The organism is Ruegeria sp. ABF4_144, from assembly GCF_056160045.1.
This window is the reverse complement of sequence record NZ_JBSWWK010000001.1, coordinates 2,071,585-2,096,600: the sequence shown is the minus strand read 5'-3', so window position 1 is coordinate 2,096,600 and position 25,016 is coordinate 2,071,585. Positions and strand designations below refer to the sequence as shown.

General features: G+C 53.9%; 23 protein-coding genes. 16 read left to right on the top strand and 7 right to left on the bottom strand.

All coding sequences use genetic code 11. The annotated features are described in order from the left end of the window. Position 1: 1 nt before the first annotated feature. The 5 genes from ACXAGD_RS10565 (at position 2) to ACXAGD_RS10545 (ending at position 5,164) form a co-directional block, all read left to right on the top strand. A complete protein-coding gene (locus tag ACXAGD_RS10565; protein ID WP_475210379.1) occupies positions 2 to 1,087 on the top strand; it encodes an ABC transporter ATP-binding protein in 1,086 nt (361 codons plus the stop codon). Positions 1,088 to 1,420: 333 nt separating this feature from the next. Continuing rightward, on the top strand, positions 1,421 to 3,334 hold the full coding sequence (locus tag ACXAGD_RS10560) for an amidohydrolase family protein (protein ID WP_475210377.1): 1,914 nt from the start codon (positions 1,421 to 1,423) through the stop codon (positions 3,332 to 3,334). A 269-nt stretch (positions 3,335 to 3,603) separates the two neighbouring features. After that, positions 3,604 to 3,942, top strand: coding sequence for a hypothetical protein (locus ACXAGD_RS10555; protein ID WP_475210374.1), 339 nt, complete (start codon positions 3,604 to 3,606; stop codon positions 3,940 to 3,942). An 81-nt stretch (positions 3,943 to 4,023) separates the two neighbouring features. Beyond that, complete coding sequence (locus ACXAGD_RS10550) at positions 4,024 to 4,197, top strand: carbohydrate porin (protein ID WP_475212563.1); 174 nt, start codon at positions 4,024 to 4,026, stop codon at positions 4,195 to 4,197. 478 nt (positions 4,198 to 4,675) lie between these two features. Then, positions 4,676 to 5,164: a CHAP domain-containing protein gene (locus tag ACXAGD_RS10545; protein ID WP_475212561.1), complete on the top strand. Its 489-nt coding sequence runs from the start codon at positions 4,676 to 4,678 to the stop codon at positions 5,162 to 5,164. A gap of 295 nt (positions 5,165 to 5,459) precedes the next feature. On the opposite strand, the gene ACXAGD_RS10540 is transcribed toward ACXAGD_RS10545, so the two are convergent. After that, positions 5,460 to 6,794, bottom strand: coding sequence for a hypothetical protein (locus ACXAGD_RS10540; RefSeq protein WP_475210373.1), 1,335 nt, complete (start codon positions 6,792 to 6,794; stop codon positions 5,460 to 5,462). A 99-nt stretch (positions 6,795 to 6,893) separates the two neighbouring features. Between ACXAGD_RS10540 and ACXAGD_RS10535 the strand changes: the two genes are divergently transcribed. From ACXAGD_RS10535 to ACXAGD_RS10520, 4 genes are all read left to right on the top strand, one after another. Beyond that, positions 6,894 to 7,127 (top strand): hypothetical protein, encoded by a 234-nt coding sequence (locus tag ACXAGD_RS10535; protein ID WP_170466840.1) that lies wholly within the window; start codon positions 6,894 to 6,896, stop codon positions 7,125 to 7,127. 10 nt (positions 7,128 to 7,137) lie between these two features. After that, entirely contained in the window at positions 7,138 to 8,604 is a 1,467-nt protein-coding gene (gene gntH, locus ACXAGD_RS10530; RefSeq protein ID WP_475210367.1) for a guanitoxin biosynthesis MBL fold metallo-hydrolase GntH, read from the top strand. A 14-nt stretch (positions 8,605 to 8,618) separates the two neighbouring features. Next, a complete protein-coding gene (locus ACXAGD_RS10525; RefSeq protein WP_475210365.1) occupies positions 8,619 to 9,599 on the top strand; it encodes a CobW family GTP-binding protein in 981 nt (326 codons plus the stop codon). 90 nt (positions 9,600 to 9,689) lie between these two features. Further along, the gene (locus ACXAGD_RS10520) at positions 9,690 to 10,799 is read left to right on the top strand and encodes an HlyD family secretion protein (protein WP_475210363.1); all 1,110 of its coding nucleotides are present in this window, start codon (positions 9,690 to 9,692) and stop codon (positions 10,797 to 10,799) included. A gap of 260 nt (positions 10,800 to 11,059) precedes the next feature. Here the strand turns inward: ACXAGD_RS10520 and ACXAGD_RS10515 are convergent, their stop codons facing one another. From ACXAGD_RS10515 to ACXAGD_RS10505, 3 genes are all read right to left on the bottom strand, one after another. Then, the gene (locus ACXAGD_RS10515) at positions 11,060 to 11,917 is read right to left on the bottom strand and encodes a tyrosine-protein phosphatase (RefSeq protein WP_475210360.1); all 858 of its coding nucleotides are present in this window, start codon (positions 11,915 to 11,917) and stop codon (positions 11,060 to 11,062) included. Between the two features lie 82 nt (positions 11,918 to 11,999). Beyond that, positions 12,000 to 12,689 (bottom strand): hypothetical protein, encoded by a 690-nt coding sequence (locus ACXAGD_RS10510; protein ID WP_475210359.1) that lies wholly within the window; start codon positions 12,687 to 12,689, stop codon positions 12,000 to 12,002. 157 nt (positions 12,690 to 12,846) lie between these two features. Continuing rightward, on the bottom strand, positions 12,847 to 14,505 hold the full coding sequence (locus tag ACXAGD_RS10505) for a sulfatase-like hydrolase/transferase (RefSeq protein WP_475210356.1): 1,659 nt from the start codon (positions 14,503 to 14,505) through the stop codon (positions 12,847 to 12,849). Positions 14,506 to 14,775: 270 nt separating this feature from the next. Here ACXAGD_RS10505 and ACXAGD_RS10500 point away from each other — a divergent pair, with 270 nt between their 5' ends. The 3 genes from ACXAGD_RS10500 to ACXAGD_RS10490 all read left to right on the top strand — a co-directional run bounded on the left by ACXAGD_RS10500 (position 14,776) and on the right by ACXAGD_RS10490 (position 17,921). Beyond that, a complete protein-coding gene (locus tag ACXAGD_RS10500; protein ID WP_475210355.1) occupies positions 14,776 to 15,753 on the top strand; it encodes a helix-turn-helix domain-containing protein in 978 nt (325 codons plus the stop codon). A 416-nt stretch (positions 15,754 to 16,169) separates the two neighbouring features. Beyond that, complete coding sequence (locus ACXAGD_RS10495) at positions 16,170 to 16,595, top strand: DUF427 domain-containing protein (RefSeq protein WP_475210352.1); 426 nt, start codon at positions 16,170 to 16,172, stop codon at positions 16,593 to 16,595. Between the two features lie 6 nt (positions 16,596 to 16,601). After that, positions 16,602 to 17,921 (top strand): ABC1 kinase family protein, encoded by a 1,320-nt coding sequence (locus tag ACXAGD_RS10490; protein WP_475210350.1) that lies wholly within the window; start codon positions 16,602 to 16,604, stop codon positions 17,919 to 17,921. Positions 17,922 to 17,932: 11 nt separating this feature from the next. Here ACXAGD_RS10490 and ACXAGD_RS10485 read toward each other — a convergent pair whose 3' ends face one another. The 3 genes from ACXAGD_RS10485 to ACXAGD_RS10475 are packed head-to-tail and all read right to left on the bottom strand — an operon-like array spanning position 17,933 to position 19,676. Next, positions 17,933 to 18,331: a DUF4149 domain-containing protein gene (locus ACXAGD_RS10485; protein WP_475210347.1), complete on the bottom strand. Its 399-nt coding sequence runs from the start codon at positions 18,329 to 18,331 to the stop codon at positions 17,933 to 17,935. Between the two features lie 17 nt (positions 18,332 to 18,348). After that, a complete protein-coding gene (locus ACXAGD_RS10480) occupies positions 18,349 to 19,200 on the bottom strand; it encodes a methyltransferase family protein (RefSeq protein ID WP_475210344.1) in 852 nt (283 codons plus the stop codon). Continuing rightward, positions 19,197 to 19,676, bottom strand: a complete 480-nt coding sequence (locus ACXAGD_RS10475) for a thiol-disulfide oxidoreductase DCC family protein (RefSeq protein ID WP_475210341.1) — start codon at positions 19,674 to 19,676, stop codon at positions 19,197 to 19,199. The genes ACXAGD_RS10480 and ACXAGD_RS10475 overlap by 4 nt, the downstream gene beginning before the upstream one ends. A 675-nt stretch (positions 19,677 to 20,351) precedes the next feature. Between ACXAGD_RS10475 and ACXAGD_RS10470 the strand changes: the two genes are divergently transcribed. The 4 genes from ACXAGD_RS10470 to ACXAGD_RS10455 all read left to right on the top strand — a co-directional run bounded on the left by ACXAGD_RS10470 (position 20,352) and on the right by ACXAGD_RS10455 (position 24,846). Then, complete coding sequence (locus ACXAGD_RS10470) at positions 20,352 to 21,881, top strand: FAD-binding domain-containing protein (protein WP_475212557.1); 1,530 nt, start codon at positions 20,352 to 20,354, stop codon at positions 21,879 to 21,881. A gap of 2 nt (positions 21,882 to 21,883) precedes the next feature. Beyond that, complete coding sequence (locus tag ACXAGD_RS10465) at positions 21,884 to 22,015, top strand: DUF2256 domain-containing protein (protein ID WP_475212555.1); 132 nt, start codon at positions 21,884 to 21,886, stop codon at positions 22,013 to 22,015. Continuing rightward, positions 22,012 to 23,244: an FAD-binding domain-containing protein gene (locus ACXAGD_RS10460; RefSeq protein ID WP_475210339.1), complete on the top strand. Its 1,233-nt coding sequence runs from the start codon at positions 22,012 to 22,014 to the stop codon at positions 23,242 to 23,244. The genes ACXAGD_RS10465 and ACXAGD_RS10460 overlap by 4 nt, the downstream gene beginning before the upstream one ends. A gap of 108 nt (positions 23,245 to 23,352) precedes the next feature. Beyond that, the gene (locus tag ACXAGD_RS10455) at positions 23,353 to 24,846 is read left to right on the top strand and encodes a cryptochrome/photolyase family protein (RefSeq protein ID WP_475210336.1); all 1,494 of its coding nucleotides are present in this window, start codon (positions 23,353 to 23,355) and stop codon (positions 24,844 to 24,846) included. Positions 24,847 to 25,016 lie beyond the last annotated feature (170 nt).

Sequence of the window (25,016 nt, the reverse complement as noted above, 5' to 3'; positions counted from 1 at the left end):
CATGTCAGAACTCAAACTTACGGATGTGGCGAAATCCTATGGTCCGGTCGACGTTCTAAAACACATCGATTTGGATATAGAAAAAGGTGAACTGGTTGTCTTCGTCGGTCCATCGGGTTGCGGAAAATCAACCTTGCTGCGGATGATTGCTGGGCTGGAAATCATCACCGGCGGCACTTTAGAGATCGAAGGGCAGGTCATGAACGATGTACCGCCCGCCCAGCGGGGCATTGCCATGGTATTTCAGTCTTATGCGCTCTACCCGCATTTGACCGTGCGCGAGAACATGGCCTTCGCGCTCAAAATCGCCAAGATGCCTGCCGCCGAGATTGATGCAGCCGTCGAGCGTGCTGCACAGACCCTTCAGCTGGATCCGCTTCTGGACCGCCTGCCCAAAGCCCTGTCTGGCGGACAACGCCAGCGAGTTGCGATTGGGCGCGCCATCGTACGTGACCCGAAAGTCTACCTGTTCGACGAGCCGCTCTCGAACCTCGATGCTGCGCTGCGCGTCGCGACCCGGATTGAGATTGCGCGCCTGAAAGAGGCGATGCCTGAAAGCACCATGATTTATGTCACTCACGATCAGGTCGAGGCGATGACTTTGGCGAGCAGGATCGTTGTTTTGGCCAACAAAGGTATTGCACAAGTGGGTACGCCTCTGGAGCTTTATGAGACGCCGGACAATGAGTTTGTGGCACAGTTCATAGGCTCGCCGGCGATGAATTTGTTGCCCGGTAAAATAACTAAAACCGGGGAGCAAACCTTCGTCCAACTTGATACCGGCGGAACTGCCATTTCATCCATCGCGACTGACCCTGAACAACTGGGGCTAAAGGTCAATATCGGTGTTCGCCCTGAGGATTTCTTTTCCGACGAGAGCTCCGGGTTCCTGAACGGTGACGTCGATTTTATAGAGGCTTTGGGCGAAGTCACTTTACTATATTTTGCAAACAGGCCCGGCGCTGAAAACGTTGTAGCTAAGTTTCCCGGCGTCGAACGGAACTTGCGTGGTCAAGCCGTAAAACTGAATGCGGACCCGAGCAAAGTGCATCTTTTTCACAATGGTCTTTCGATACGGAAGGGATGATTGCGCCATTCAGCTTGGTACGACAAAAAACCAATAGGTGCCTTTGTGGTTCAACAGTTGAATTGAGAAATCTAAACTAACGCTTCGACGCAGATTGCTTGCGATACAACATATCAGGCGCATGCGAAGTTCGCAGAAACTTGCCTCCGTCTAAAACCATTTCAATCAGGAAAGAGCGCCGGCCAGCCGAGACTGGTTCGAATGCGTCTGACAGCACCTACCTGAAAATATTCATTAGATGACAGCTTTATCGGCCCAGTTTTATCAAATGAATATGAATTTATAGATATCTCAAGCTATTGTGGTCACAGATTTGCAACCTGTGGGGTTTTCATGAAACTGAGAAGCGCGCTGATATCATCCCTTTTTTTGACAAAGGCCGTCGCCACTTCGGCATTCGCACAGACTTACGATGTGGTCATACTGGGTGGGCGCGTCATGGACCCCGAAACAGGCTTTGATCAGGTCGCGAATGTTGGAATCAACAATGGCTGGATCACAAACATCACCGCGGACGAACTCACAGGCATTGAAACCATTGATGCAAGCGGTCACGTTGTTGCACCGGGTTTCATTGATCTCGAACAGCACGGACTTGGCCCTTGGGGTATCAAGGTCAACCTGCGCGATGGCGTCACAACCCAGATGGACTTTGAAATTGGCGCAGCGAATATCGACGAATGGTATGCTGCCCGAGAAGGCACGACACAGGCCAATTTCGGCACGGTCGTAGGACAGGAATTTGCCCGGATGCGCGTTCATGACGGTTTGGCGCTGGAAGGACCGGATATCTCGATGCCCTATTTCTTTGATTACAGAGCCCAGGCTGCCGAGGACGGGATCGACGGGTGGTCGGTTACGCCCAGCTCCAAGGATCAGATGAATGAAATAACAGCCCAGCTTGATGAAGGGCTGCGTCTGGGCGCGCTTGGTGTGGGATCAACCATCGGCTATGCACGAAACGGAATCACGACGTATGAGATGTTCGAGGCCCAGAAAGCCGCTGCAAGATATGGCCGCCTGACCTCGGTGCATCATCGCTTTCATCCCAGTGCCTCAACCCCGACCGAAACCCAGACCGGCGTGAATGAAATTCTGGTGAACGCTATGGTTCTTAAAGCACCTCTGCATATCCATCATGACAACGACTATGGCTGGTGGGAAAACCAGGAAAAGTTACAGATGGCGCGGGAACAGGGTCACAATGTCTGGTCCAGCTACTACCCATGGACGGCCGGCTCCGGGAATTACGGTGCATCTATTCTGGGTCCTGATAACTGGGAAGCTGGTATGGGGTACAAATACGAGGAAACAATCTTTGATCCTCAACTCGACCGCTTTGTTACAAAGGAAGAGTTCCTGGAATTTGCCAAGAATGAACCGGGACGGACAGCCATTGCTTTTAGCCCGCCGCGCGAGGAATGGCTGAACGACTGGATTCAGATTGCAGGATACAGCGTATCGGGCGACGGAATGCCCGGCTTAGACGCAGAGGGCAATCGGCTGAATTGGGACTCCGCTTACGAGGACTACGCTGGCCACCCTAGAGCCGCAGGTAGTCATGCACTTGTTCTGCGGCTGGCGAGAGAGGCCGAAATACCCCTGATGTTGTCACTGTCTCAGCTTAGCTATTCCCACGCCAAACGCCTTGGCGACACGGGTTTGAAAGCTATGCAAGTGCGTGGTCGGATGCAGGAAGGTATGGTTGCAGACATCGTCATCTTCGACCCCGAAAACGTCACCGAACAGGCGACTTATTCAAAAGGCAAGAACGGCCTGCCTTCGACAGGCATTCCGTACGTTCTGGTGAACGGGACCATCGTGGTCGAGGACAGTAAAGTGCTCAAGGATGTCAATCCAGGGCAGGCAATCCGTTTCCCGGTCGAAGAGGAGGGCCGTTTTATTCCGGCAGGTCGTGAACAGATCATGGGTATTCTGACCCCGGACACTGGAACCACGCGCCCGACGTTGATTGAGGACATCACCGACGATCAGGCATCGCTTGACCAGCCGTTGCAAATTCAACCGGTCCTGCGTCACCTTGCGAAAGCTGCCGTTCCCACTCCGCAGGTCACCGATTGGTTCGTTCAGGCCAATGGCCCGGACGATTCCGAACTGTTTCTGTGCATCGTCCACGGTGTACTTGAAGATCCGGAAACGGCCCAACGCGATTGGGAGCAAGCTGTCGCAATGCGCATGAGTAAAACGGGTGGGCGGACACTTCCTGCAGCAACGGCAGAAAACTAAGTCCTGGTTCGAAATTGTGTTCTGGCACTTGCTTTGATCACTCAGGCTGATCGGATTTCCCCCGAAATGTGGCACCGCGTGATTTGCGTAGAAGGATGGGTAGCCAAATAACGGTTTCCGCTTCAACCTCGGTTAAATTGCCCTTGAGCAATCTTCCTCTGCTGATACCGGAGAAGGTGAGGCCGCGAGTGGCATCTTGCAGTTCTACGGCAGTGGGCAGGCGATGGAACAAGGTTCACTGAACTTCAAGATCGAAGAGGGCGGAGAGCATGCAGTTTCTGGGGCTGGATGGCGGGGCGCTTTCGATCATTGGGACCGCCTTTAGTTATAAAGGCGCGTTCCCAACCAATCTGTTTTGGACTCAGCGAGTTGCGGATGGATCGTGGACGCTGCAATTCGGTCAGAATGATGTGACAGATTTCGTGGACATCTACGGCGCCGTCAGCCCCAATTCACCGTTTCAAAATCCCGCATTCTGCACAAACCCGACCATCCGTACACTCAATCCCGGTCTTAGTATTTCAGGCGGTGCCCGTTTGGTTGGTTCAAAACAAATGGCTACCCTTCTTCCGGGCCAGAGCATCCAAAGGAACAGCCGTTCTCTATGACCGGTCGGTTTCGGTTGGGCTGGGCTATTATGGACGGAATACCGACGGCGCTGCATTGGTTTGAACTGGGCCAAGGTACGCGTGGTGGATGGTAGCCAATTCACTACCAAAGCGTTCTATCGACTCTCGATGTCACCCGACTTGCAGATCACCCTGTCCTTCCAGTTCATCGATAATCCGTTGTCCAATGCGAATGAGAGCAGCATCACCTTGATAGGGTTGCGAACCAAAATCGTGTTCCGATCGTGTGGCTAGCTTCGAAGCGCTTTAGAAAACTGCGTAAACCGAAGTGGAGACACCAGTTTGACGACTATACAGCAGCGGTAAACGCGAGCACCACCGCCAGAATAGCTGCACTGGGATAATCAGGCATGGATGCCCACTTAGACGACCCCAAAACGCTCTTTCGGCTTTGGCGGCCAAATGGCCATTTCGTTGTTCATCTCGTGGTCCGTGGGCCTTGATCGTAAAGGTCGGCATTCGGTTGCGATCTGCTAATTCTGCGGCGCGCAGGAAAGCTGGCTTTGCAAAGTTGCGAACCCGACCCGTGGACGAGGGCCAACAACTGGCAAATTCCTGCCGGGGGATAGGAAGAGCTCTTTTCATAACCCGCAAGATCGCCTTAAAACTCCGCAACCCCTCAAACTGGCAATGTAGCTTCTTGCAAAACAGCGATAGCAAAACGAATACAAAATGGCCGCGCTTGCCCGGTACTGCTCGCGCTGCGGTTACGATGGGGTTTTGTGTTCTTGTATCTGCTTGCGCTCAGGGCTCAAACGACGCGGATCTCGATCCAGAACGTCAGGCCATGGCGTTGCGCGAGGTCTCGCAAAAACAGGCTCGAGGGCAACGGGTGTGGTGTGTGCCCTACGCACGTAACCTCAGCGGTATCGAAATTCGCGGAAACGCCAAGGATTGGTGGGGCAAGGCGCGCAGTACTTTTGAGCGAGGTAGTGAACCGGTTGTCGGTGCAGTCATGTCATTTCGAGCGACCCGAGGAATGCCCCTTGGTCACGTGGCCGTCGTATCAGATGTGATTACCGACAGAGAAGTCATCGTGAACCACGCCAACTGGCACCGGAACAAGGTATCATTGAAAATGGGCGTCAGGGATGTATCCAAAAACAATGATTGGACGTTGGTCCGGGTCGAAAGCCACCCGGGCCAGTACGGCAGTTTCTACCCGGTGAACGGGTTCATCTACCCCAAAGTTGGCGATTAGCCCAAATCAATTGCTTATCGCACCCTCTGCGCATTCGGCAGATGCGTAACAAGTGGCCTTCTTTTCGGAAACAAAGTACATACACAAGCCGCCTGCGTTGGGAACAAGTGTGGTGGTGCTCTTCGCGTATCGCGAAGTGCAAAGCCCGGCTTTGGATGTCCGGTTTGGGCTGACATCGGTCAATGAAGACGTGAAGACTAAGGCTTGTACTGCTAGGTGGCTTGAAAGCCTCCATACTTAGTTTCAAACGTCAACTTCCCGGACCAAAGCTGCTCCGGTGTTTTGCAGTCTTGTGTCAGTACCTGTTGAGAGTCTCTAGTATCATTTTCCTGGTATCGACGTCGTTGTAGAAGATCCTGTTGGCGAGAAACTCAGATGGAAACTCGGGCCATGTCTTACGCATTTCGGTAACAAGCTGTTGTGCTTCTTCCGAATGCCCCAACTGATCGTTCGCTACGGCTTGGAATAGGAGAGAGGGAGCGCTGACAGGTGCACCTGCGGCTGGTGCACCCTGGAAGGCTTCAACTACATTTTCGTAGTTCCCGAGCATAAGTTGCGACACGCCCCAGATGTTTCTTGCACCAAACCTACCAGATCCTGATCTGGGTCTCTCTGGGTTGCTAACCTCGGCGGCAAGTTCCGGGGTGTTGGCCATGATGGCTGTGATGCCAACGAGATCCAGAATATGACCATCCATCGGTGCAAGTTCGACGGACATCCTAGCGTATTTCAGTGCCTCGACTGAGTTGTTTTTAGTGGCTAATACCCAGCCATTTGCGCTGTTCGCCCATGCATCGGTAGGGGATAGACTAAGTGCCTTTCCCGACATCTCCAACGCTTTGCCGAAGAGGTCATCTCTTTGCGCTGCTTCCGGGGATAACATGGCCAGGGTCGCCAGGACCTGTGCCGATCCGGCGTAGCCATCGGAAAGTGCTGGGTCGAGCTCGGTGGCATGCTGAAACATTCCCAGCGCTATTTGCTGTCGCTTAACATCGAAAACGGGAAAAAACATGCCTCGGGCTTGATCCGCCAGGTTAGCCGCCTGAAGTCTCGTCAAAGATTGCTCACCAAGGGCTGCTCGCTCGGCCTGTTCGACGGATTGGGTCGTGGGCAAGACTCCCTTGCTATCCCAAGCAAGCCAAAAGCCAATTCCAGCAATTAAAACAAGGCAAATCAGTCCAGCGGGCAGCAGTTGCCGTAAATGCAGATGCCCTCTAAGCGCATCGATGTTCCGCACCCCTAATGTGCCGTCTCCTGCCGTACTTTCTAGCGAAAACCGAGGCTTGTATCCGCCGGAATCAACAAAAATGCGAACTCCTTCACCGTTCCATTGATCTTCATAGAACTCATGTAGCAGTCGCCGCAGCCGTCTGGCTTCAACGCGGACAAGATTTCGACCACCGCTGCCATCAATGCTCCGACCGTAGACTTCAACCGCGATTGCTTTGCCACGGATTTGCGCGCCGCGACCCGCGAGCGTTTCTTCGACCACGTAAGTAAGGAACTGCTGAAGTCGAGGCGAAGCCTGGAACGCGACGCTGGACACAACGCTCTGAAGTGCCTGTCGGACAAGCTCCGGCGATGGCGGTGCAACATCTTGATCTATCGGCAATTCATTGGCTTGGTTCAAAGCAAACTCACCCCCAACTCACGGTGACTCACTTGGCGCATGTCGTCAACCGCACTCATCTTGATGTGAGAATAGATAGTGGGAACCGGGGATTATCCAGTGACTTGGGAACTGAGTGACGAGCTTCCAGAGCTTTCCAATGCGTTTTTAGGGCGTACCGAAACGGATGCGTTGCTCAGCGAGGCAATCGAAGACCTAAAGAAAGTTACTGCGCTGTTGGATGACACATCGATCACAGCCACAGAGCGCGCGGAATGGGCCCACATCAGATCCGAACTCGTGAACGAGCTTCGCCGGATGGTGAAGCGCAACCTTCGTAACACTCCTAACTGAGGACCTATCCATGACCAAGGAAGACAATGGGAAAGACCTGGAAAACAAACAGGTTCAAGCGACAGACCAAATTGAAGACCCCTCGCGACGGAATGTTCTTAAGGGTTTAGCCACTGGAGCAGCCGCAACGGGCGCAGCTGGGTTTGCGGCGGGGAGTGCCGAGGCCCACGAAGGAGACGGCCCACTGGGAGAAACGCTCAAGAATCCATACGGTGGTCGACCCGCAGGCGGCATCTCTTTGCCAGAGTACTTCCGCCCGACGAAATACATGACGGGTTCTAACGCGAATTATTTCCCACTTAGCGAGGAGTTGGGACCAGATGAGATGCGCATCTCATTCTGTGGTTCAACACCCTATCCGCCGCGCGAAGATCAGGCGGGTACTTGTATCATGGTAGAATTGGGAAATGGAAAACGGTTCTTCTTCGACTTTGGATCCGGGTGTGTCCGTAACATTATTGCCATGCAGGTGCCGGGGCAGCTGATCAACGACATCTTCATCTCTCACCTGCATGTCGACCACTATGCCGACATACCTTACATCTACCCGTTCCGGGCTTGGTCAGGAGGGTACACGCCGCTGCGCATTCACGGTCCCTCTGGTCGGACACCCGAGCTTGGAACGGCCGGTATGGTCAAAGGCATGCAGCAGATGCTCAAATGGCACCTTGAAGCATTCGACGTGTTCCCAATTGGTGACGGCTATGAGATCGAGGTCAACGAGTTCGATTTCCGACAAGAAGGCGGCATCGTTTACGACCAAGACGGCGTGACTGTTCGGTCCTGGCCGCGCAGCCACGCCAAGGATGGCGCAGTTGGGTATCGGCTCGATTGGAATGGTCTGAGCTTCGTATGGACAGGCGATGGTCGCCCGGATGAGCTTTCAAGGAAATACGGCGAAGGCGTTGATGTCTTTGTAACCGAAATGTCCGGACAGGATATAGGTCAGCTGATGACCTATAAATACGGTATCCCACAAGAATTGTTCAATTACACAATCGATACGCACCATACCTCTCACTATGCCGTGGGTAAGCTCTTTGCTGACACAAGGCCGCGTTTGGGAATGGTGACGCACTATACTCAGGACGAAGACATCGACGCTGAAATGCTGGCTGGAATTCGCGCCCACTATGACGGTCTGTTCCAATGGGGTCTCGATGTAGCCGTTGTAAACGTGACCAAGGATGCGATCTGGTACAGGAAAGCTGCACTGCCCGGAAAATCCGGTACTGTCCCACCATTTCGCGAACTGGCTGCAGCAGCCGAGGCCGGGCGTATTGAGCTTCCTGATGAAGTCACACTACCGAATCCGAGGCTCACTCGAGCGGATCAGCAAGATCAGAAATACCGAGATATGGAGATTGATCCACGTGAGTACTACCCAACCGACGTTTTCCGAGCGCCCGGCGGGGACTGGCCGCAGGACTTTACCATCAAAGTTTCGGATGTAATCGGCTCGCGCGATGAAGACTGAGGAGAGATTGAACAATGATTGAATTCGGTTCGACTTCCGCAATCCCTGTAACGATCCTTACCGGCTTTCTGGGAGCCGGTAAGACAACACTTTTGAACCGCATCCTGACCGGCAATCACGGGTTGCGGGTTGCGGTTCTGGTGAATGACTTTGGATCAATAAACGTAGACGCCGACTTGGTCGTCGGTCTCGAAGATGATGTGATGAGCCTGGCAAATGGCTGCGTTTGTTGTTCAATACGAGATGACCTGATCGAAACGGTGGAAGCCGTTCTCGCGCGGCCTGAAAAACCGGAATACATCGTCCTTGAAGCAAGTGGCGTGTCGGACCCTTCGTCAATCGCGATGACGTTTACGGATCAAAGGTTCCGGGACATGATCCGCTTGGACAGCCTCATGTGTCTTGTTGATGCGGAACAACTATTTGCTGCGCCGGAACAAATGGAGTTAAAGCTGCGTCAAATTGCATTTTCGGACATGGTAATTCTGAACAAGGTTGATCTTGTCAACAGGGCCACTGTTCAGAAGGTACACGATTGGCTTGGCTCTCGCTTCCGTCGCTATCGTTTGGTCGAAGCTGTCAACGCGAACGTCCCTCTGGACGTACTTCTTTCAGTCGGTCGCTTTGCCTCAGAACAACTAGAAACAGAAGTACCCGACCATCATGAACATGGCCCTGACTGCGGTTGCCATCATGCTGATCATTCAGACAGCTTTTCGACAACTGTGATGAAAGCTGAACGCCCGATAAGTCTATCCTCTCTCCGCAGCGCTATTCGGAAGCTTCCAGGTGATGTCTATCGTCTCAAGGGTTTTGTCTTCAGCCAGGAGGATCCGGATCATCGCATTCTTGTGCAGGTCGTCGGTAAACGTATGGACATCGCACGGGACGAAATGTGGGGGGACCGGAAACCCGAAACAAGGCTTGTTGCAATCGGTGCACCGGGAGCCCTCTCGGAACGCACTCTTTCAGATACGTTATTGGAGACTGTATAGTGGCCAAATCGGCCGAACCTGGTCTTGTGCGTCTATAGGAAGCTCAGATGCTTTGGTTCTTCGTCCAATGAATCCAGTGGAGCATCTGATATGCTAATCGTTCTGGCACTGTATTTTGGCCTGGCATGGCTGGTGTTTTCAAAACTTCGACTGCTGCCTTGGAACGCGGTTTCAAAGACCTTCATCTATGGCGGTAGTGTCGTGATCGCTCTGGTGGTTATCGGTGCGCTGAACCACACGACACCAAGCGGGACAGTTTCGGTTCAGGGTGCTGTGATCAGCATTGCTCCAAATGTTGCGGGACCGGTGACAGAAGTCGCAGTAGAGCCCAATGAGTTAGTGTCAAAAGGGGATGTTCTGTTCCGGATAGATGATACGGAATATGCCGCCGAGGTCGCTCGACTTGAAGCGTCACTTGCTTCCGCCCAATCAGAGGCAGATCAACTGAAGAACGACCTTGAGGCGGCCGAGGCGGACATAGCCTCTCTGTCCGCGCAACTGGAATTTGGGATAGCGCGGCGCGATGATATTATCCGTCTCGCCGAACGAGGAGCGTCCACCGAGTTCCAGCTTCAGGAAGCCGTTTCAACGATAGAGCAGCTTGAGGCGGGCTTACGCGCCGCAAACGCGCGGAAGGCGGGCCTTGAACGTCGTATAGCCGCCCAAGTGGATGGGGTCGATGTTGGCGTTGCCGAAGTTGAGAATTTACTGATCCAAGCGCGTTGGGCATTGGAACAAACAAATGTGCGCGCACCAGCAGATGGCATGGTTACAGGCTTGACCCTGCGCCCGGGGAACCGCGTAACGACGCTTCAAGGGGCAATCAATTTTGTTGTGCCCGGTGATAGAGTTTTGGTCGCGACACTTCCCTTGAGCAGTCTACAGAACGTCTCTTCTGGCGATACAATACGCGTGGCCCTGCGTAGCGCACCGGGGCAGGAGTTCGAAACCACGATCCTGGACATTCCCCCCAGTACCAGCGAAGGGGCGTTGGATGCCAGAAGTGGGCTTCCTTCGCTGCGCGAACTGGTTGGCGCGCCTGATTATATCGTTGTGGCAGATATTCCGGATGATCAGAGCGCACAAGTGACCAAGTTGGGCGCGTCAGGTACGGGCTTGGTTATCACCGAGGAAGCAGGCGCGATTGCAGTTCTGGCTGAAATTCTGTTCTGGATCACCAAGAAACTGAATTACCTTTGATTTAGCCGAAGTAAGGAAGAAACATCTGGGTCAAGACCAACAAAATCTCACGGTTGCGCTGAGCCTCTCCAACTGAGCTTTCTACACTGCGGGTTTTGCGGACTTCGGTGTTAGAAATCAGCTTTGGGCTGTGACTTTCTGCCAGATCGTATTGCTGCCCCCGATCGCCACCAATAAGCTACTAGGGGCAAAGGGCATTTCTTTTGATGGCGGGTTTCGTGCATCTTAACGCTACCTAGGTTGCACGATCCGGCTTCGACTCATTGAAGGTATCTGTCGCGTAGCGTGTCCAATTCCTCATCCGAAAGCCCAAGACCTTCGCGAAGGTAGCCATCTACTGAACCATAGCTCTCTTCAACGCTGTTGTAGAACTCATCGAGATAAGACTCTCGAACCCCAAGCGAAGGCCAGACGGCTGCTGCCGACATGTTCGTGCCGTGAGCCGCATTGACTTCCGCTGCGATCTCTTCGGCTTTGGTGTCGGCATCCTTAAGCACGTTGCTTATCATGAAGTCGGCTTGGATTTCCTCTTTGGTGACACCGAGCGCGGTCAGGATAAGCGCGGTCGCCACACCAGTACGATCCTTCCCGCCTGAGCAATGATAAAGAACCGCCTCGCCATCAGGTTGGCGAAGCAGGACGTCGAACAGATCGCGGTATTCGTCTGTGTAGTCCGTTGCGATGTAACCGAAGGCTCCGGCGAATAAGGCATCTGTTTCCTTCGCCGTGGCCGTACCTGACTTGATGCTGGCGCGCATATCTTCGATCATCTGGTTTTCATTTTCCATCACTGGGAAGTTGTAACGTGTTGGTCCCTGATCTTCGGGCCATTGCGCCGGATGGGCTGTCGCCTCGGATGTGGTTCTGAGATCGACAATTGCGCTGACGCCCATGTCGTCCAAGCGCTGCTTGCTGCCATCACTGATCTCGTCTATCTCACCGGATCTGATAAGTTGCCCGGTACGAACAGCGCGGCCGTCTTTCGTTTTCAAACCACCGAGGTCTCGGGTGTTTAGAACGCCTTCCAGGGGAACAGCCCGCTCTTCGGCCGCAATGACGGTCAGTGCGCCAACCACGATCAAAAAGAGTGTAACGCCGATTGATCTGAGTAGGTTCATGTTTCTCTCCATTGCTGTTTAGGACGTGGGCCGCCGATGTTCTTTCGCTCCGAGCCGTTTGTCGGGTCTTGTGTTGGTCGGCTTAAAATCCGAACCTTGCGCCAATGAAGGGTCCTTGAAAGGTCAGATCGGACAGTACCTGTGTGTTGCCGAGATCCCAGGTCAGATATCGATAGCCAAACACCAAGTCCCAAGTGTTTATCCTGTAGTTGACCGCAGCACTTAACTGGGCTGTCAGATCGCTTTCGCCCGCGCCAATATCCACGTAATAGGACACTCCCCAGCGATCCGCGATCTGGGTCGTCCCGCGGACGCCGACGATGGCGTCCCAGTTGTTGATCCCACCAGAGATGCGCTGTGATCCGGAGGCAATGGAAACATTGGCACTGGTGTCGAGGTTCATAACCCGAAACCCGCCCAGAACGGCGATCCGCATGTCGGTGCCGTTGGCAAGATCATAACCTACAGAGCTGGAAAACACGGTCCCGCGTACGTCGACATCTGCATTGGCTGGAATGCCGGGACCCACGGCGGTGTCCTGGCCATCACTCAGGTCCAGGTACAACGCGTCTGCAAAAATCGAAAATCGGCCGCGCCGTGCCTCGACCGCGCCCATCAATGCAACGTCGAGATTGTCGAGAATGTCGCTGAAACTTACGTCGATGCTGCCACCGGTTGTTGTCTCTCCGCTCAGTGCCGGGGCCCATAGATACAGATAGCCTGTGAAGTCCCGGTTCGTGTCTTGCGCATTTCCATTCGTTGCCCAGCTCAAAAACACGGCAACGCTTATGACGGCCAGGCGCTTCCTTTGAGCTGACGCGGTTCTTTCAAACATGACATTGACCTGTTGATGAGCTGGTTACTCAGTACGACGCACTTTCGTCGTCTTTGCGGCGCGCGCGGGCAGGTCCCGCGCGCCCTTGGGCCTTTCACTCTTGCCAGCTCATGAAGACCTGCCGTGCCTCTTCGCTTTCGGGGCGCAGATTTGCGATTCCGCCGTAGGGGATGTCCTTACCGATCTCAGAGTTCGGATACTTGGCGATCATCTTCTGGTGTCGCTTGATCATGTCCTGAAACGATGCGCCGGCCCAAAGGGAGTACCCAACCAGCGGATGCTGCTCGCGCGGGTCGCGATAGATGTTGTAAGTGGGCGCAGCGGCACCGGGCGCACCCGGTGCAGGCAGGTGCATCTTGAATTCCTGCTTTACGACCGAACGCAGAACCGGACCTTCGTAAACATAAACGTAGTCGCGACGTCCGTTGCCTTCGCCTTCCAGCAGCAGTGCTGTCTGGTCGATGCCATCAATCACGCGATCACGCGGGATATAGTCTGTGGCGCCCGCGATACGCGCGATTGTCGTGTAGATATCCGAGACGTGAAAAATGTCACCGGCAGCGCTGTCAGCTTCAATCACACCGGGCCAGCGAATGAACGCATCAGTGCGCACGCCCCCTTCGAGGTGTTGGGTTTTACCCCCTCGATAGATCAGTTGGTTCAAGCCGGATGTCCCCTCGTAGTGGTACATCAACCCGTTGTCGGCCATGATCATGACAATGGTATTGTCCGCCTCGCCGGTTTCTTCCAGCGCGGCGAGGACTTCACCTATCCAGCCGTCCAGAAGCTGCAACTTGTCCGCGTGAAAGCCTCCATTTCGCGACAGTGCTTCATCGGGATAGACAAAGTTCAACGGATACAGCGGCCAGTATTGGAGAAAAAACGGCTCATCCAAGGCTGCAACGCGCTCAAGCTGTTCAATCGCCTGCGCCTGGTAGCGCTCGTTCATTTCTTCGTATTTGGCTTGCGTCCACTCTTCGCCCGCTGCCATTTCGACCTCGCGCGCTGGGCCACCCGCCTCGGCTTCAACGCCTGTCACCAAACCGTAGGGCTTAAATCTTTCATCCAATAGAAACTCGTTGTTCTGCCCCGATGCGTGGTATCCCAACATATTGTTCGCTTGCATCGCTTCGCGCGTCATCAGGCTCAGCTGAACCTGTTGATGCAGCGGGAAGGCCGCCCAGTCGAAACCCTGGTTATGCGGGTAAGCCTCCTCGATATCGCCTTGATGCCATTTTCCGACGTGGCTTGTATTGTAACCCGCCTGTTTCAGGATTTCCGGCAGCGTCACTTCGCTGGCAGGAAGTCCTTCCCCCACCAAAGCAACTTTCACCTCCTCTACGCCAGCCCGTATTGGGTGGCGCCCAGTTAGCATGGCGGTACGTGTGGGCGTGCACGAGGGCTCGGTGTACATACGCATCAACGACATGCCTTCGCTGGCAAAGTCATTGATATTCGGGGTTTCTATCCCCATCACGTAGTTCATCTTGCGCTCGCCCATCTGACCAAAACTGATGTCGTCGATAAGGATGTACAGAAAGTTTGGTGGCTTGCCGCCGTTGGCTTCCCGGATTTCCGCCAACCTCGTTTCAATTTCGGTGTCTTGCGCATCCCATTGCTCGCCAAATTGAGCGCGCAAGAACTCAAACTCTCCGTCATGCACAATTGCGTCTTGTTGTGCGAGCGCTGGCGCTGTGCTTAGTAGCGCAAGCATACAAGCGGCGGCGCTAGCCTTTTGAATGGCACTAGTCATTATTCGTTCCCCCTTTTGTACTTTTAAAGTCCATCGCGTGAACAATCAGTTCCTGACATTTTGCTGAAAGCGATTGGTTTGACTGACGCGCCAGTTCGCAAAGCCGTTGGTGTTCTGGTGGCGTGAGAAATGTCACCACTCGCTCAGATCGAGCGTCAGCCTCAGGGAGCCGTGATCGGCCCATGGTGGCAAGGTTTGGAGTTTCCGCTGACACTTGACTCCCTGCGGTGCAAATTCGCTACATTACCGGTAAAGTGTCAGGCTCTCGGAATGGACCACATCAAGAATTCGCCAAATTTGCAGAAGGTTGCCCCTCCAAGATCGGACGGGGTGTCACCGGCAATCGCGCTGAATTTTGACCATCCCAATATGATTGGGGACTTTACCCCCTGGGAGATCGACTTTCGACAGCTTGATCCGGGTCGATTGTTGACTGCCATAATGGTGCGTACAGGGCTATCGGTTTCCGCCCTCAACATCGCAATGGACCAACGCGTTCACCAACGTGGCACTTCACCGAAGGGCTGGATGACGTTTGGGATTCCGTCGAAGGGTGCAGTCGACAAGTGGCAAGCAAAGGACGTAACCGATACCGCATTCCTGTCCTTTGGGGACAATGATGAGTTTGACGGTATTTCGACGGCCGGTTTTACGGGCAGTGTTGTATCCTTTGAAACGCATAAATTGGAGAAGTTGGCTGAGACCTGTGGGTTTCATTTAGAGCGCGACAGTCCGAAGGCCCACAAACTGAGGTCCAAAGCAGGTTTGGTCAGCATGGCGCAATTGGAGCGTCGTGTATCCGAGCTTCTTACCAGTGTTGATGCGCAGTGGTCTGAGGCAACAGAGGAGGCTCTGATGCTCGAAGCGCTGAGTATTCTGACCGACAACGAAGCGCATTTTGACAGGAGTCAGGCGGATACCAGACGGCGAGCCCTTGGTCGTGCAATCGATCTTATGCTGGCCAATCTGGAAGACCCGATCTCGATAGAAGAGATTTGCAAAGAAAGTGGGGCGTCTTGGCGAACCCTGAATCGCGCGTTCAAAGAAAAGTTCGGCCATGGCCCCAAGTCGTATTATTTGCGACTTCGGTTAACCCGCGTTCGAGAGGATCTTCTCACAGGTTCTTTCAATGGCACAGTAACTGACGCTGCAAACCGGCACGGTTTTTGGCACATGGGTCAGTTTGCACGGGACTATAGGCTGTTTTTCCGCGAGTTACCGTCTGAGACAAGGTGTTTAAAGTTATAGTATTCTCTAAATTGCCGCTTCACGAGTTATAGTAGCCTGACTACCCGATCTAAGCGGCTCGGATTGCACAGCCGTTCCTAAAAGGACGGGCTAAAGCTTCAACCAACTAGATTTCTTGCGTGCAAAGAAATTGCGAAGTTTAGCGGTAGATGTCTGCTTTAGGCTGCCTGCGGTAATTGATGCGAAATGCATTGATAGGCGGCACTGAGCCCAAAGCAAAAAGTACTCATACTAAGGCTTTCTAGGCTCTGATCCTCTCACCGAGTGTACGGTAAGCGTTCCTTCAAGCCCGACGTTCTAGATTACTTCTGACTTTGCACTAGCTCCACTGCTGTAAAGCTCATGACGCATAGGATAGTTGGTTCCTAATGGCATCTATTAAGATCGAAAACGTTCAGGACTATACACGACCTCCAATGTTGGAATTAGTACAACAACCCATTCGTGTTGAGCTTGGCGGTCGAACAATCGTAGAAACCGATCAGGCGTTTCGGGTTTTAGAAACCCACCACGCCCCTACGTATTACATCCCACCACAAGACGTTGATGCCGTTCTGACAAAGGCCTTGGGTAGATCATACTGTGAGTGGAAGGGTGTTGCGAGCTACTGGGACGTTCAGAACGGTGCAGCTAATGCCACAAAGGCCGCATGGAGCTACGCTGCGCCGACCGTCGGTTTTGAGCCGATAAAGGGCTATCTCTCTTTTTACGCCGGACGTATGGATGCTTGTTTTGTTGGCGAGTATCGCGTGATCCCGCAACCCGGGGATTTCTATGGAGGCTGGGTCACCGAGAACTTGAAGGGTCGCATCAAAGGCTCTCCGGGTACGGAGTTTTGGTGAGCATTGATGACCGACCCTAAACCCTCGGTTGCCCCATTGTCTGTTCCTACAGGCCGTTTGGCTCGTGGTGCTGGTTTGGGCGGCATGGCGGCAGGCATTGCGGGGAATGTGGTAGCACAAGCCCTAAAGCAGATTGGTCGCGGGGCGCGACCTGACATGCGTGGCTTGTTGATGACACCGGGTAACGTCACGCGGATCGCGGATCAGCTTGCACGAATGCGAGGGGCAGCGATGAAGGTGGGTCAGCTGATTTCCATGGATGCAGGCGAGGTCTTGCCGCCTGAACTGGCAGACATCATGGCTCGTTTGCGAGATCAGGCGCATTTCATGCCTCCAAGACAATTGCGTGACGTCCTGAACCGAAGCTGGGGTCCAGATTGGCAAAAGTCCTTTCGAACTTTCGATGTAAGACCCATAGCGGCCGCAAGCATCGGGCAAGTACATCGTGCGACGTTGAAAGATGGGCGCGACGTGGCGATCAAAGTGCAGTATCCCGGCATCGCTCGCAGTATCGACAGCGATGTTGCTAATGTGGCTGCACTGGTTCGGATGTCGGGTTTGCTCCCCAAAAGCTTTGACTTGGGTCCGTATATCCAAGAGGCGCGCAGTCAATTGCATGAAGAAACGGACTATGAACGCGAGGGGCAGCACATGCGCCGTTTTTCTGATCTTTTGCAAAACGATGAAGCGTTTGAAATCCCAGAGTTCTATCCTGATTGGAGCACGCCCGAAATTCTAACGATGTCTTTTTTGGAAGGCCGTCCAATCGAAATAGTGAGTGATGCGCCCAGAGATGAACGCAATCGTGTCTCCGAGGCTTTGATCAATCTCACGCTGCGCGAGGTTTTCGATTTCGGTATCATGCAAAGCGATCCAAACTTTGCCAACTATCGATATAACCCAACAAACGGGAAGATTAGTCTTTTGGATTTCGGCGCGGCCCGCGCACTGCAATCACCTGCAATTGATGGGTATGTGCATCTGCTGCGTGCAGGCTTACTTGAAGATAACGCAGAACTTCGAAACGCGGCGGTCCAATTGAAGCTTATTGAAGGTGATGGACCATTCGACGACCGCATCCTCGGAATGATCCGCAGCGTTTTCGACGCAATCTTATCTGCGGATGTATTTGATTTTTCCGACCGAACGCTTTCCAACCACCTGAACAATGAAGGTTTGGCTTTGGCCGAGGCCGGGTATGTCCCATCCCAAGTGCCAATGGACATACTTTATCTTCAGCGGAAGATCGGGGGGATGTTCTTATTGGCCACTCGGTTGAATGCCTCGTTGCCTGTGAAGACGCTTCTAAAGAAGTACGTTATCTGAACGGTTACAACTCACCCTAAGCCAGCAAGCCGAACAATTACAAAGCCCGCGGCACCGATATGAACCAGTGTGATCAGCACAGATAGCGTATGTAGCAGCTTGAAACGGCGGGCATCGCCTGAGTCGGTAGCTTTATTGATTTCCGGCATCAGAACCTGCCGCGCGAAAACCGTTGTCACAGCGATACTCCCCATGATCACAGCAGACATCGCATCTCTGGCGAGCAGCAGGATAGTAGCTGCGGCTGCTGTCGCCATGACAAACAGGTAAAAGTGGGGAAAGGCCCTCCTGATAAGCGGCCCCGCTGTCTCCGACGGGAGCGCGTTGAAAACGAACGCCGCGAAGCCGAAGGAATAGAGTACTGTTCCGCCAAACATAAGCGCCGTAAAAAGCAAAGCGAACTCAAGCATTTACATTCAGTCCTTGTTTAGTCGCGGGTCATAGATTGCCACGCCTCATTGATCGAACGGCGCAAGCAACTAGCGCGTCGTGGGATCGCATAGGGAATGTCACTTTTGTAATCTCGGAAACGCTGGCCAAACCGCTTCTCAAATCGCCGCTCTTTGAGCATCGGCGCAGCAAGACAGTAGCCCGTCAGCACCAAAGCAAGGGCAAGCTGGTCCGGGCTCCAAACCGGCACAGTCCATAGCGTCAGAGCAAAGGCGACGTAGATTGGTTGCCGTATCACGCGGAACAATCCGGTAGTGGGCATATCCGGAGAAACGGGTTTAGCGTTTCGCATCAGTGACATCCAACCCAATGCACCCGATTGAACCTCGGCCCCGGCATCCCAGCTGGCTTTGATCAATAGCCCCCAAGACGCAGCATAGAGTGCGGTCAGCAGGTAGAACACCCAACCCTCTGCTTGCCACCAGATGACACCGGTGGGGGTCCAAAACGCAAAGAGCGCGAACAGTTGGAGCGAGGCGATGATCGCATAGGTGGATGTGCCTAAAGTCGCGCTATGCGGACTTGGGACAAGGCGGCAGAGCCACTTTCTGCCAGACGCCGATAACAGGAATGAGTGACCCAATGGAAACTGCAAAACCAAAAGGGCGTTGATAAATGCTGCGCTCGGCCAAGGCACGGACCCAAGGCTTCTGCTCATACCAAAAAACATGGAGAACACCATGGCAACAACGGCGGCGGTAAAGACTGTATGCGTGACAATCCCAAAACAAATCGCGAGCATGATGCGACGGTTGCCAGGTGCAGGTTCGAGAACCCCTTTGACCAGCCAGAACAGCCGTTTGGAACGACTATCGCTAGCGCTTATCATGTTGGCTTATCGCCGTGGTTGATCGGCTTCGCTCCGACCGTAGATGCGATCCACGAAAGCGTCGGCCTCAGGGGGAGGAAACCTCGATACGCAAGCTCTAGCAGAGTTATTACCCCCGGTAAGCTTGCCAAACGTGCTATCCAACGCCATTTGGGCAAAGCGCCCCATAGCTCTGCGAACCCGCGCGCGCCGGACACCAGTTTTCCGTCCGCTCGGCGCACATGGAACCGACCAATCGCTTCTTGCTGTGTTAGATCATCACCAAGACCCACATCAGGTTTTGAGACGTCGACAAACCGCAGCCGATCCGCTCCCTCACAACAGGCATAGTGCCTGATCTCAACAGAGCAAAGCGAACAAGACCCGTCATAGTATATCGTAGTTCGGGGTTGATCGGCCTCGGTTTGACCCGATTTGACCGCAACCTCAGCTATGTTCGTTTTTTGCACTTTGATCGACCTCAGCTTTTGGGTCATGCCCGTCCTTTTGAACGAACTAGCGCGAAATCCGAAGAAACGAGGGGGTAGCCGTGGCAAACAGATGCGGTACGAGCCCGCAACTTGGGATGCGACGTGCCAACTTCAACGGTAAGTTTGTCCGCAAAACAGGCATTCTTCGCAACCCGTTTGAGTGTCGGCTGGGCGGACTATCCTGCTGTTCACGTTCTCAGCGTAGGCGACGGTGTGACCTCAGGATGAAACAGGCGTTGTTTGAGCGTGCGAACGACCAACGTCGAAAAAGAGCAGTAGGAAATTTGCATAGCGCATTCGCCAAGATCGGTGTTTCAAACGTGCTTTCCAGTAGTCTGACGGCTTTTGGCTGCTGTACTGACCCAGAGGACCAAAACGCAATTCAATTCCCACCTGGCGTGTGTCGAATATGCAGATACAGCCGAAAGGGTCGAAGTATTTCGCCCATTTTGGCATACAACAACCATCGGTTTTCTTTTGATCCCTCCGCTGCAAGCCGGAATAGAGGTGCGCGTTGTCGAATAACCGCCGGGATATCATACGAGAAAGTGAGAGTGATCAGCACAGCTGCTTTCTCTTCTAACGTTCAAACAATGGTAACGATCCCGGATTGCTTAGTCTTTGTTCGTCTGGACAGGAACGCGATGGAAGCTAGCTTCTGTCGCACAATGCAGACAGAGCGTGAGGGTACAGAGGTTGCAAGTCGTATGGTTCAAGCGCGACTTACGTGTGGAAGACCATAAGGCGCTCTGCCGCGCTGCAAAATTTGGCCCCACATTGCCCATTTACGTTGTCGAACCAGAGCTCTGGCAACAGCCGGATGCATCTGCCAGGCATTGGACCTTTGTTTCAGAAACGCTTGTTGAGCTCAGAGCTGATCTCGCTCGATTAAACCAACCATTGGTCGTACGTGTCGGAGCGATTATCGACACTTTGGTCGAACTAAAACAGGCCGGTCTTTTGCAGGGACTCTGGTCCCATGAAGAGACCGGCAATGATTGGACTTTCCAGCGCGATCTGCAAGTCGCCGCATGGTGCCGCGAACAAGGAGTGCCCTGGACCCAGGTGCAAAATCATGGCGTTTGGCGAAAGCTCGAATCTCGGGATGGGTGGGCAGCGCGTTGGGACCGGATCATGGCTGAAACTACCAGCCGCGCGCCTTTTTTGCAGCCCGTTAGCCTCGAATTGGGGCAAATACCAACAGCGCGCGACCTGTGCTTGAACAACGAACCTTGCCCGCAACGTCAGGCCGGGGGCAGGCGTGTGGGGTTAGCGCGCCTCACGAGCTTTCTGAACGACCGTGGCGAACACTACCGACGCGCTATGTCCAGTCCGGAGGACGGGGCGCGGGCGTGTTCTCGGCTTTCGCCTTACCTAGCGTGGGGCGCTGTTTCGATGCGCGAGGTGGCACAAGCCTGTGAAAGGCGTCGTCGTAGCCTTCCCCAGGGGGCGCAAAACTGGCGGAAGTCCCTGCGTTCTTTCTCAGGCCGACTGCATTGGCATTGCCACTTTATCCAAAAACTTGAGGACGACCCCCGGATCGAATTCGAAAACTTGCACTCACTTTACGATGGCTTGCGTCCGCAAGCCCCAACCGCAGAGCTTCTTCATGCGTGGAGTGTGGGTGAAACCGGGTATCCCTTTCTAGACGCCTGTATGCGGTCCCTGCGTGCTACGGGATGGCTGAATTTTCGGATGCGCGCGATGGTGATGGCGACTGCAAGCTATCACTTGTGGATGGACTGGCGCACACCGGGGTTGCATCTGGCGCGCATGTTTACCGATTACGAGCCCGGTATTCATTGGAGCCAAGTCCAAATGCAATCTGGTACGACGGGTATCAATACGGTGCGTATCTATAACCCGGTCAAGCAAGGGTATGACCAGGACCAGACCGGGGCCTTCATACGAAAATGGTTGCCTGAGCTCGCCGGCATACCCGACCAGTACATCCATGAACCTTGGAAAGCTGAGACTGCAACCAGCGTGATCGGGCGACATTACCCGGAACGCGTATTCGATCATCTTGCGACGGCAAAGGCCGCTCGCGAGCGTGTCTGGGCTGTTCGACGAGGCCCCGAATTCCGGGCAGAGGCGCAAACGATCGTGGCCAAACATGCGAGCCGCAAGTCCGTCCGTCCAAAGCGCGGGCGCAGGTCAGGAAATGCAGCGGCGACGCAATTGAACCTTCCTCTCGGAGATGCACCATGAAAATGCGCAGAAAATCCCAATTGCCTCAGAAAAGCTGCGCCACATGTGGTCGCCCATTCACGTGGCGTAAGAAGTGGGCCAAGGTTTGGAGCGAGGTGCGCTACTGTTCGGCCCGGTGTCGGCGTGCGTCATGAGTGATAGTCTTCCGGGTCTTTCACTGACCGATGAACGGATCACGTTTACTCCTACGCGTGCCGCCGGGTTACAACGGCTCGAACGTTTTGCCGCGCGTACTGGCCGTCTTTATGCGAGTACACGAAACTATGACCATGGTCCTGAATCTCGAACCAATGTCTCTGCTCTATCTCCATGGATAAGGCACCGCCTGGTGACGGAGGAAGAGGTGCTGACCAGGATACTGGCGTCACATAGCCTAGGGCAGGTCGAGAAGTTCGTGCAGGAGGTTTTCTGGCGCACATACTTTAAGGGGTGGCTTGAACAACGGCCCAGTGTTTGGAGCTGCTACCAATCCGAACTGGTCAAAAACCATGCGGCGCTGGAAAATGACCCAGGACTACGGTCTAGTTATCTCGACGCTGTCTCTGGCGCGACCGGAATAGACTGTTTCGATCGCTGGGTGGCGGAACTCACCGGCACCGGGTATCTGCACAATCATGCACGCATGTGGATGGCTTCGATCTGGATTTTTACGCTCCGTCTACCCTGGGAACTGGGTGCAGATTTTTTCCTGAGACACCTGCTTGACGGGGATCCGGCGTCAAACACACTCAGTTGGCGCTGGGTTGCTGGATTGCACACAAAAGGAAAAACTTACCTCGCTCGCCCCGAGAACATCACAAAATACACCAAAGGTCGATTTCACCCTAAGGGCCTTGCCGATGTGGCTGACCCTTTGACTGAAAGTGTCGATCATCCACGACTACCAATAGCGTCGTGCGATCCGTCTCCAATCGGTTCGTACCTTCTTTTGTTGACTGAAGAGGACCTTTGCGGCGCAGATCTTATGACGCACGAACCCAAAGGCGTGCTGGGGCTGCTGGCCACTCACGGTAGGTCTTTTCTGCCAATAGGCGGGGTAGCTCAAGAATTTGCAAAAGGGGCCTTGCGCGACGCATTAGCGAGTAATGCCAGCCAACCCAAAGCAGCCGAAGACTGGAGTGTGCCGATCATTGCGGCGGCTCAGCGGGTGGGGGTGCGAACCATCGCCACTGCCTTTCCGCCTGTCGGCCCAGTGCGATCACGCCTAAACAGCGCCATACCCAAATTGACCGAGGCCGGTTTGAAACTGCATCTGGTAAGGCGCAAATATGATGGTATCGCTTGGCCACACGCAACAGCCGGCTTCTTCAGTCTGAAAAAGAAGATACCCACTATTCTTTCCGAATTGGGATTATTGCGGTGAAGCGGGATGTTTCATTTTGCCATCGGCTATCGGGGTGCTGAACTACTCGGATTTGCCTAGCGGCATCAGTGGCATAATTCAGCACTAAACAAAGCGTGCGAGAACACTATGCCATCGGCCACAGTCCTGCTGCCCAATCAGCTTTTTGCCAATCACCCCGGTTTGGCAGAGCCCACGGATCGGGTAGTTCTATTTGAGGACCCTCTATTCTTTGGCGACGCGCGATACCCTGCGCGGATGCACAAGCAAAAACTCTGGCTACATCGCGCCAGTATGGCACGCTATCGTGAGGATTTGGTTGCCAAGGACATCAAAGCTGAAATCTACCCCTACGAAAAACGAACAGATGCGTGCCAGCGCATGTTTCGAAAACTCGCAGAGGGCGAAATAGATCACGTAGTGGTGGCGGACCCAGTGGACTTCATCGCACAACGGCGATTGAACAGGGCTGCGATTTCTGTGGGCATCACTCTGGAAATGCGCCCGTCACCGGGCTTTCTGAACACGCGTGCTGAAAATGCGTCGTGGATCAAGGGTCGCAAACGTTGGTTCATGGCAGAGTTCTACAAAGGCCAGCGCCGCCGGTTGGATATTCTGATGGATGGCGATCAACCGATAGGCGGGCGGTGGAGCTTTGACGACGATAACCGCAAGAAGGTTCCCAAAGCTCTGCTCGACAGTCTGCCCTGGATTGACTGGCCCAAGTATGACGCCATAGACCAAGCTGCAAAGGACAGCGTGACCGTAGAGTTTCCAGAGGCCCCAGGCACGTTGGACACGCTGTACTATCCGACATCGCACAAGGCCGCTGCCGATTGGTTGCAGCAGTTCCTTGAACGCCGTTTTGATCGTTTCGGTGACTTTGAGGATGCCATCGTCAAAGGCGAAAGCTGGCTTTGGCACGCTGTTCTAACACCAGCGCTAAACATCGGTTTGCTTACGCCCAGACAAGTGCTCGACGCGACGCTTTCATATGCACGGACAAAAGACGTCCCTCTCAATTCAGTCGAAGGGTTTGTCCGCCAAGTTATTGGCTGGCGGGAGTTTATGCGCGCCACCTATGAAGACCTCGGCGTCCCGATGCGCACCTCTAATCATTGGAACCATACCCGTGCGATGCCAACTTCTTTCTATAACGGAACAACCGGTATAGACCCGATCGACGACACGATCCGGCGCATTTTGCAGACCGGCTATTGCCACCACATCGAACGACTGATGGTTTTGGGTGGTTTTATGTTCCTTTGCGAGATTGATCCGGATGAAGTTTACCTTTGGTTTATGGAGATGTTCGCGGACAGTTATGACTGGGTCATGGTTCCGAACGTCTACGCCATGAGCCAGCACGCAGACGGCGGCCTTATCACCACCAAACCTTACTTTTCGGGCTCAAACTACGTCCGGAAGATGAGCCATTGGGGCAAAGGACCTTGGGCAGATGTGTGGGACGGCTTGTATTGGCGGTTTATCTTCAAGCATGAGGATGACCTTGCACGCAATCCACGGTGGTCAATGATGTGTCGCACGGCCGCACGAATGGAGCCGCAAAAGAAAGAAAAGCACCTCAGCATTGCGCAGGATTTTCTGGATCAGCAGATCTGAACCAACAATAGCAAATAGATCTGTGATCTCCGGGCAAGAAGCAAAAAATCATAGCCTGCAATCAATGAGGCGTTCACGACTAAGCCAACCATCCGGAGCGGCGGAAGTTTTGATGCTAGACTTTAACGTCATCGGGTCAATCAAAGCTCCCGCGCCGACGGAAGCTTGCA

Excerpts from the sequence above, each read along its gene's own strand:
- ACXAGD_RS10565 (WP_475210379.1), top strand. The coding sequence starts at position 2 with ATGTCAGAACTCAAACTTACGGATGTGGCGAAATCCTATGGTCCGGTC.
- ACXAGD_RS10560 (WP_475210377.1), top strand. The coding sequence starts at position 1,421 with ATGAAACTGAGAAGCGCGCTGATATCATCCCTTTTTTTGACAAAGGCC.
- ACXAGD_RS10555 (WP_475210374.1), top strand. The coding sequence starts at position 3,604 with ATGCAGTTTCTGGGGCTGGATGGCGGGGCGCTTTCGATCATTGGGACC.
- ACXAGD_RS10545 (WP_475212561.1), top strand. The coding sequence starts at position 4,676 with ATGGGGTTTTGTGTTCTTGTATCTGCTTGCGCTCAGGGCTCAAACGAC.
- gntH (WP_475210367.1), top strand. The coding sequence starts at position 7,138 with ATGACCAAGGAAGACAATGGGAAAGACCTGGAAAACAAACAGGTTCAA.
- ACXAGD_RS10525 (WP_475210365.1), top strand. The coding sequence starts at position 8,619 with ATGATTGAATTCGGTTCGACTTCCGCAATCCCTGTAACGATCCTTACC.
- ACXAGD_RS10520 (WP_475210363.1), top strand. The coding sequence starts at position 9,690 with ATGCTAATCGTTCTGGCACTGTATTTTGGCCTGGCATGGCTGGTGTTT.
- ACXAGD_RS10515 (WP_475210360.1), bottom strand. The coding sequence starts at position 11,917 with ATGAACCTACTCAGATCAATCGGCGTTACACTCTTTTTGATCGTGGTT.
- ACXAGD_RS10505 (WP_475210356.1), bottom strand. The coding sequence starts at position 14,505 with ATGACTAGTGCCATTCAAAAGGCTAGCGCCGCCGCTTGTATGCTTGCG.
- ACXAGD_RS10500 (WP_475210355.1), top strand. The coding sequence starts at position 14,776 with ATGGACCACATCAAGAATTCGCCAAATTTGCAGAAGGTTGCCCCTCCA.
- ACXAGD_RS10495 (WP_475210352.1), top strand. The coding sequence starts at position 16,170 with ATGTTGGAATTAGTACAACAACCCATTCGTGTTGAGCTTGGCGGTCGA.
- ACXAGD_RS10490 (WP_475210350.1), top strand. The coding sequence starts at position 16,602 with ATGACCGACCCTAAACCCTCGGTTGCCCCATTGTCTGTTCCTACAGGC.
- ACXAGD_RS10485 (WP_475210347.1), bottom strand. The coding sequence starts at position 18,331 with ATGCTTGAGTTCGCTTTGCTTTTTACGGCGCTTATGTTTGGCGGAACA.
- ACXAGD_RS10480 (WP_475210344.1), bottom strand. The coding sequence starts at position 19,200 with ATGATAAGCGCTAGCGATAGTCGTTCCAAACGGCTGTTCTGGCTGGTC.
- ACXAGD_RS10475 (WP_475210341.1), bottom strand. The coding sequence starts at position 19,676 with ATGACCCAAAAGCTGAGGTCGATCAAAGTGCAAAAAACGAACATAGCT.
- ACXAGD_RS10465 (WP_475212555.1), top strand. The coding sequence starts at position 21,884 with ATGCGCAGAAAATCCCAATTGCCTCAGAAAAGCTGCGCCACATGTGGT.
- ACXAGD_RS10460 (WP_475210339.1), top strand. The coding sequence starts at position 22,012 with ATGAGTGATAGTCTTCCGGGTCTTTCACTGACCGATGAACGGATCACG.
- ACXAGD_RS10455 (WP_475210336.1), top strand. The coding sequence starts at position 23,353 with ATGCCATCGGCCACAGTCCTGCTGCCCAATCAGCTTTTTGCCAATCAC.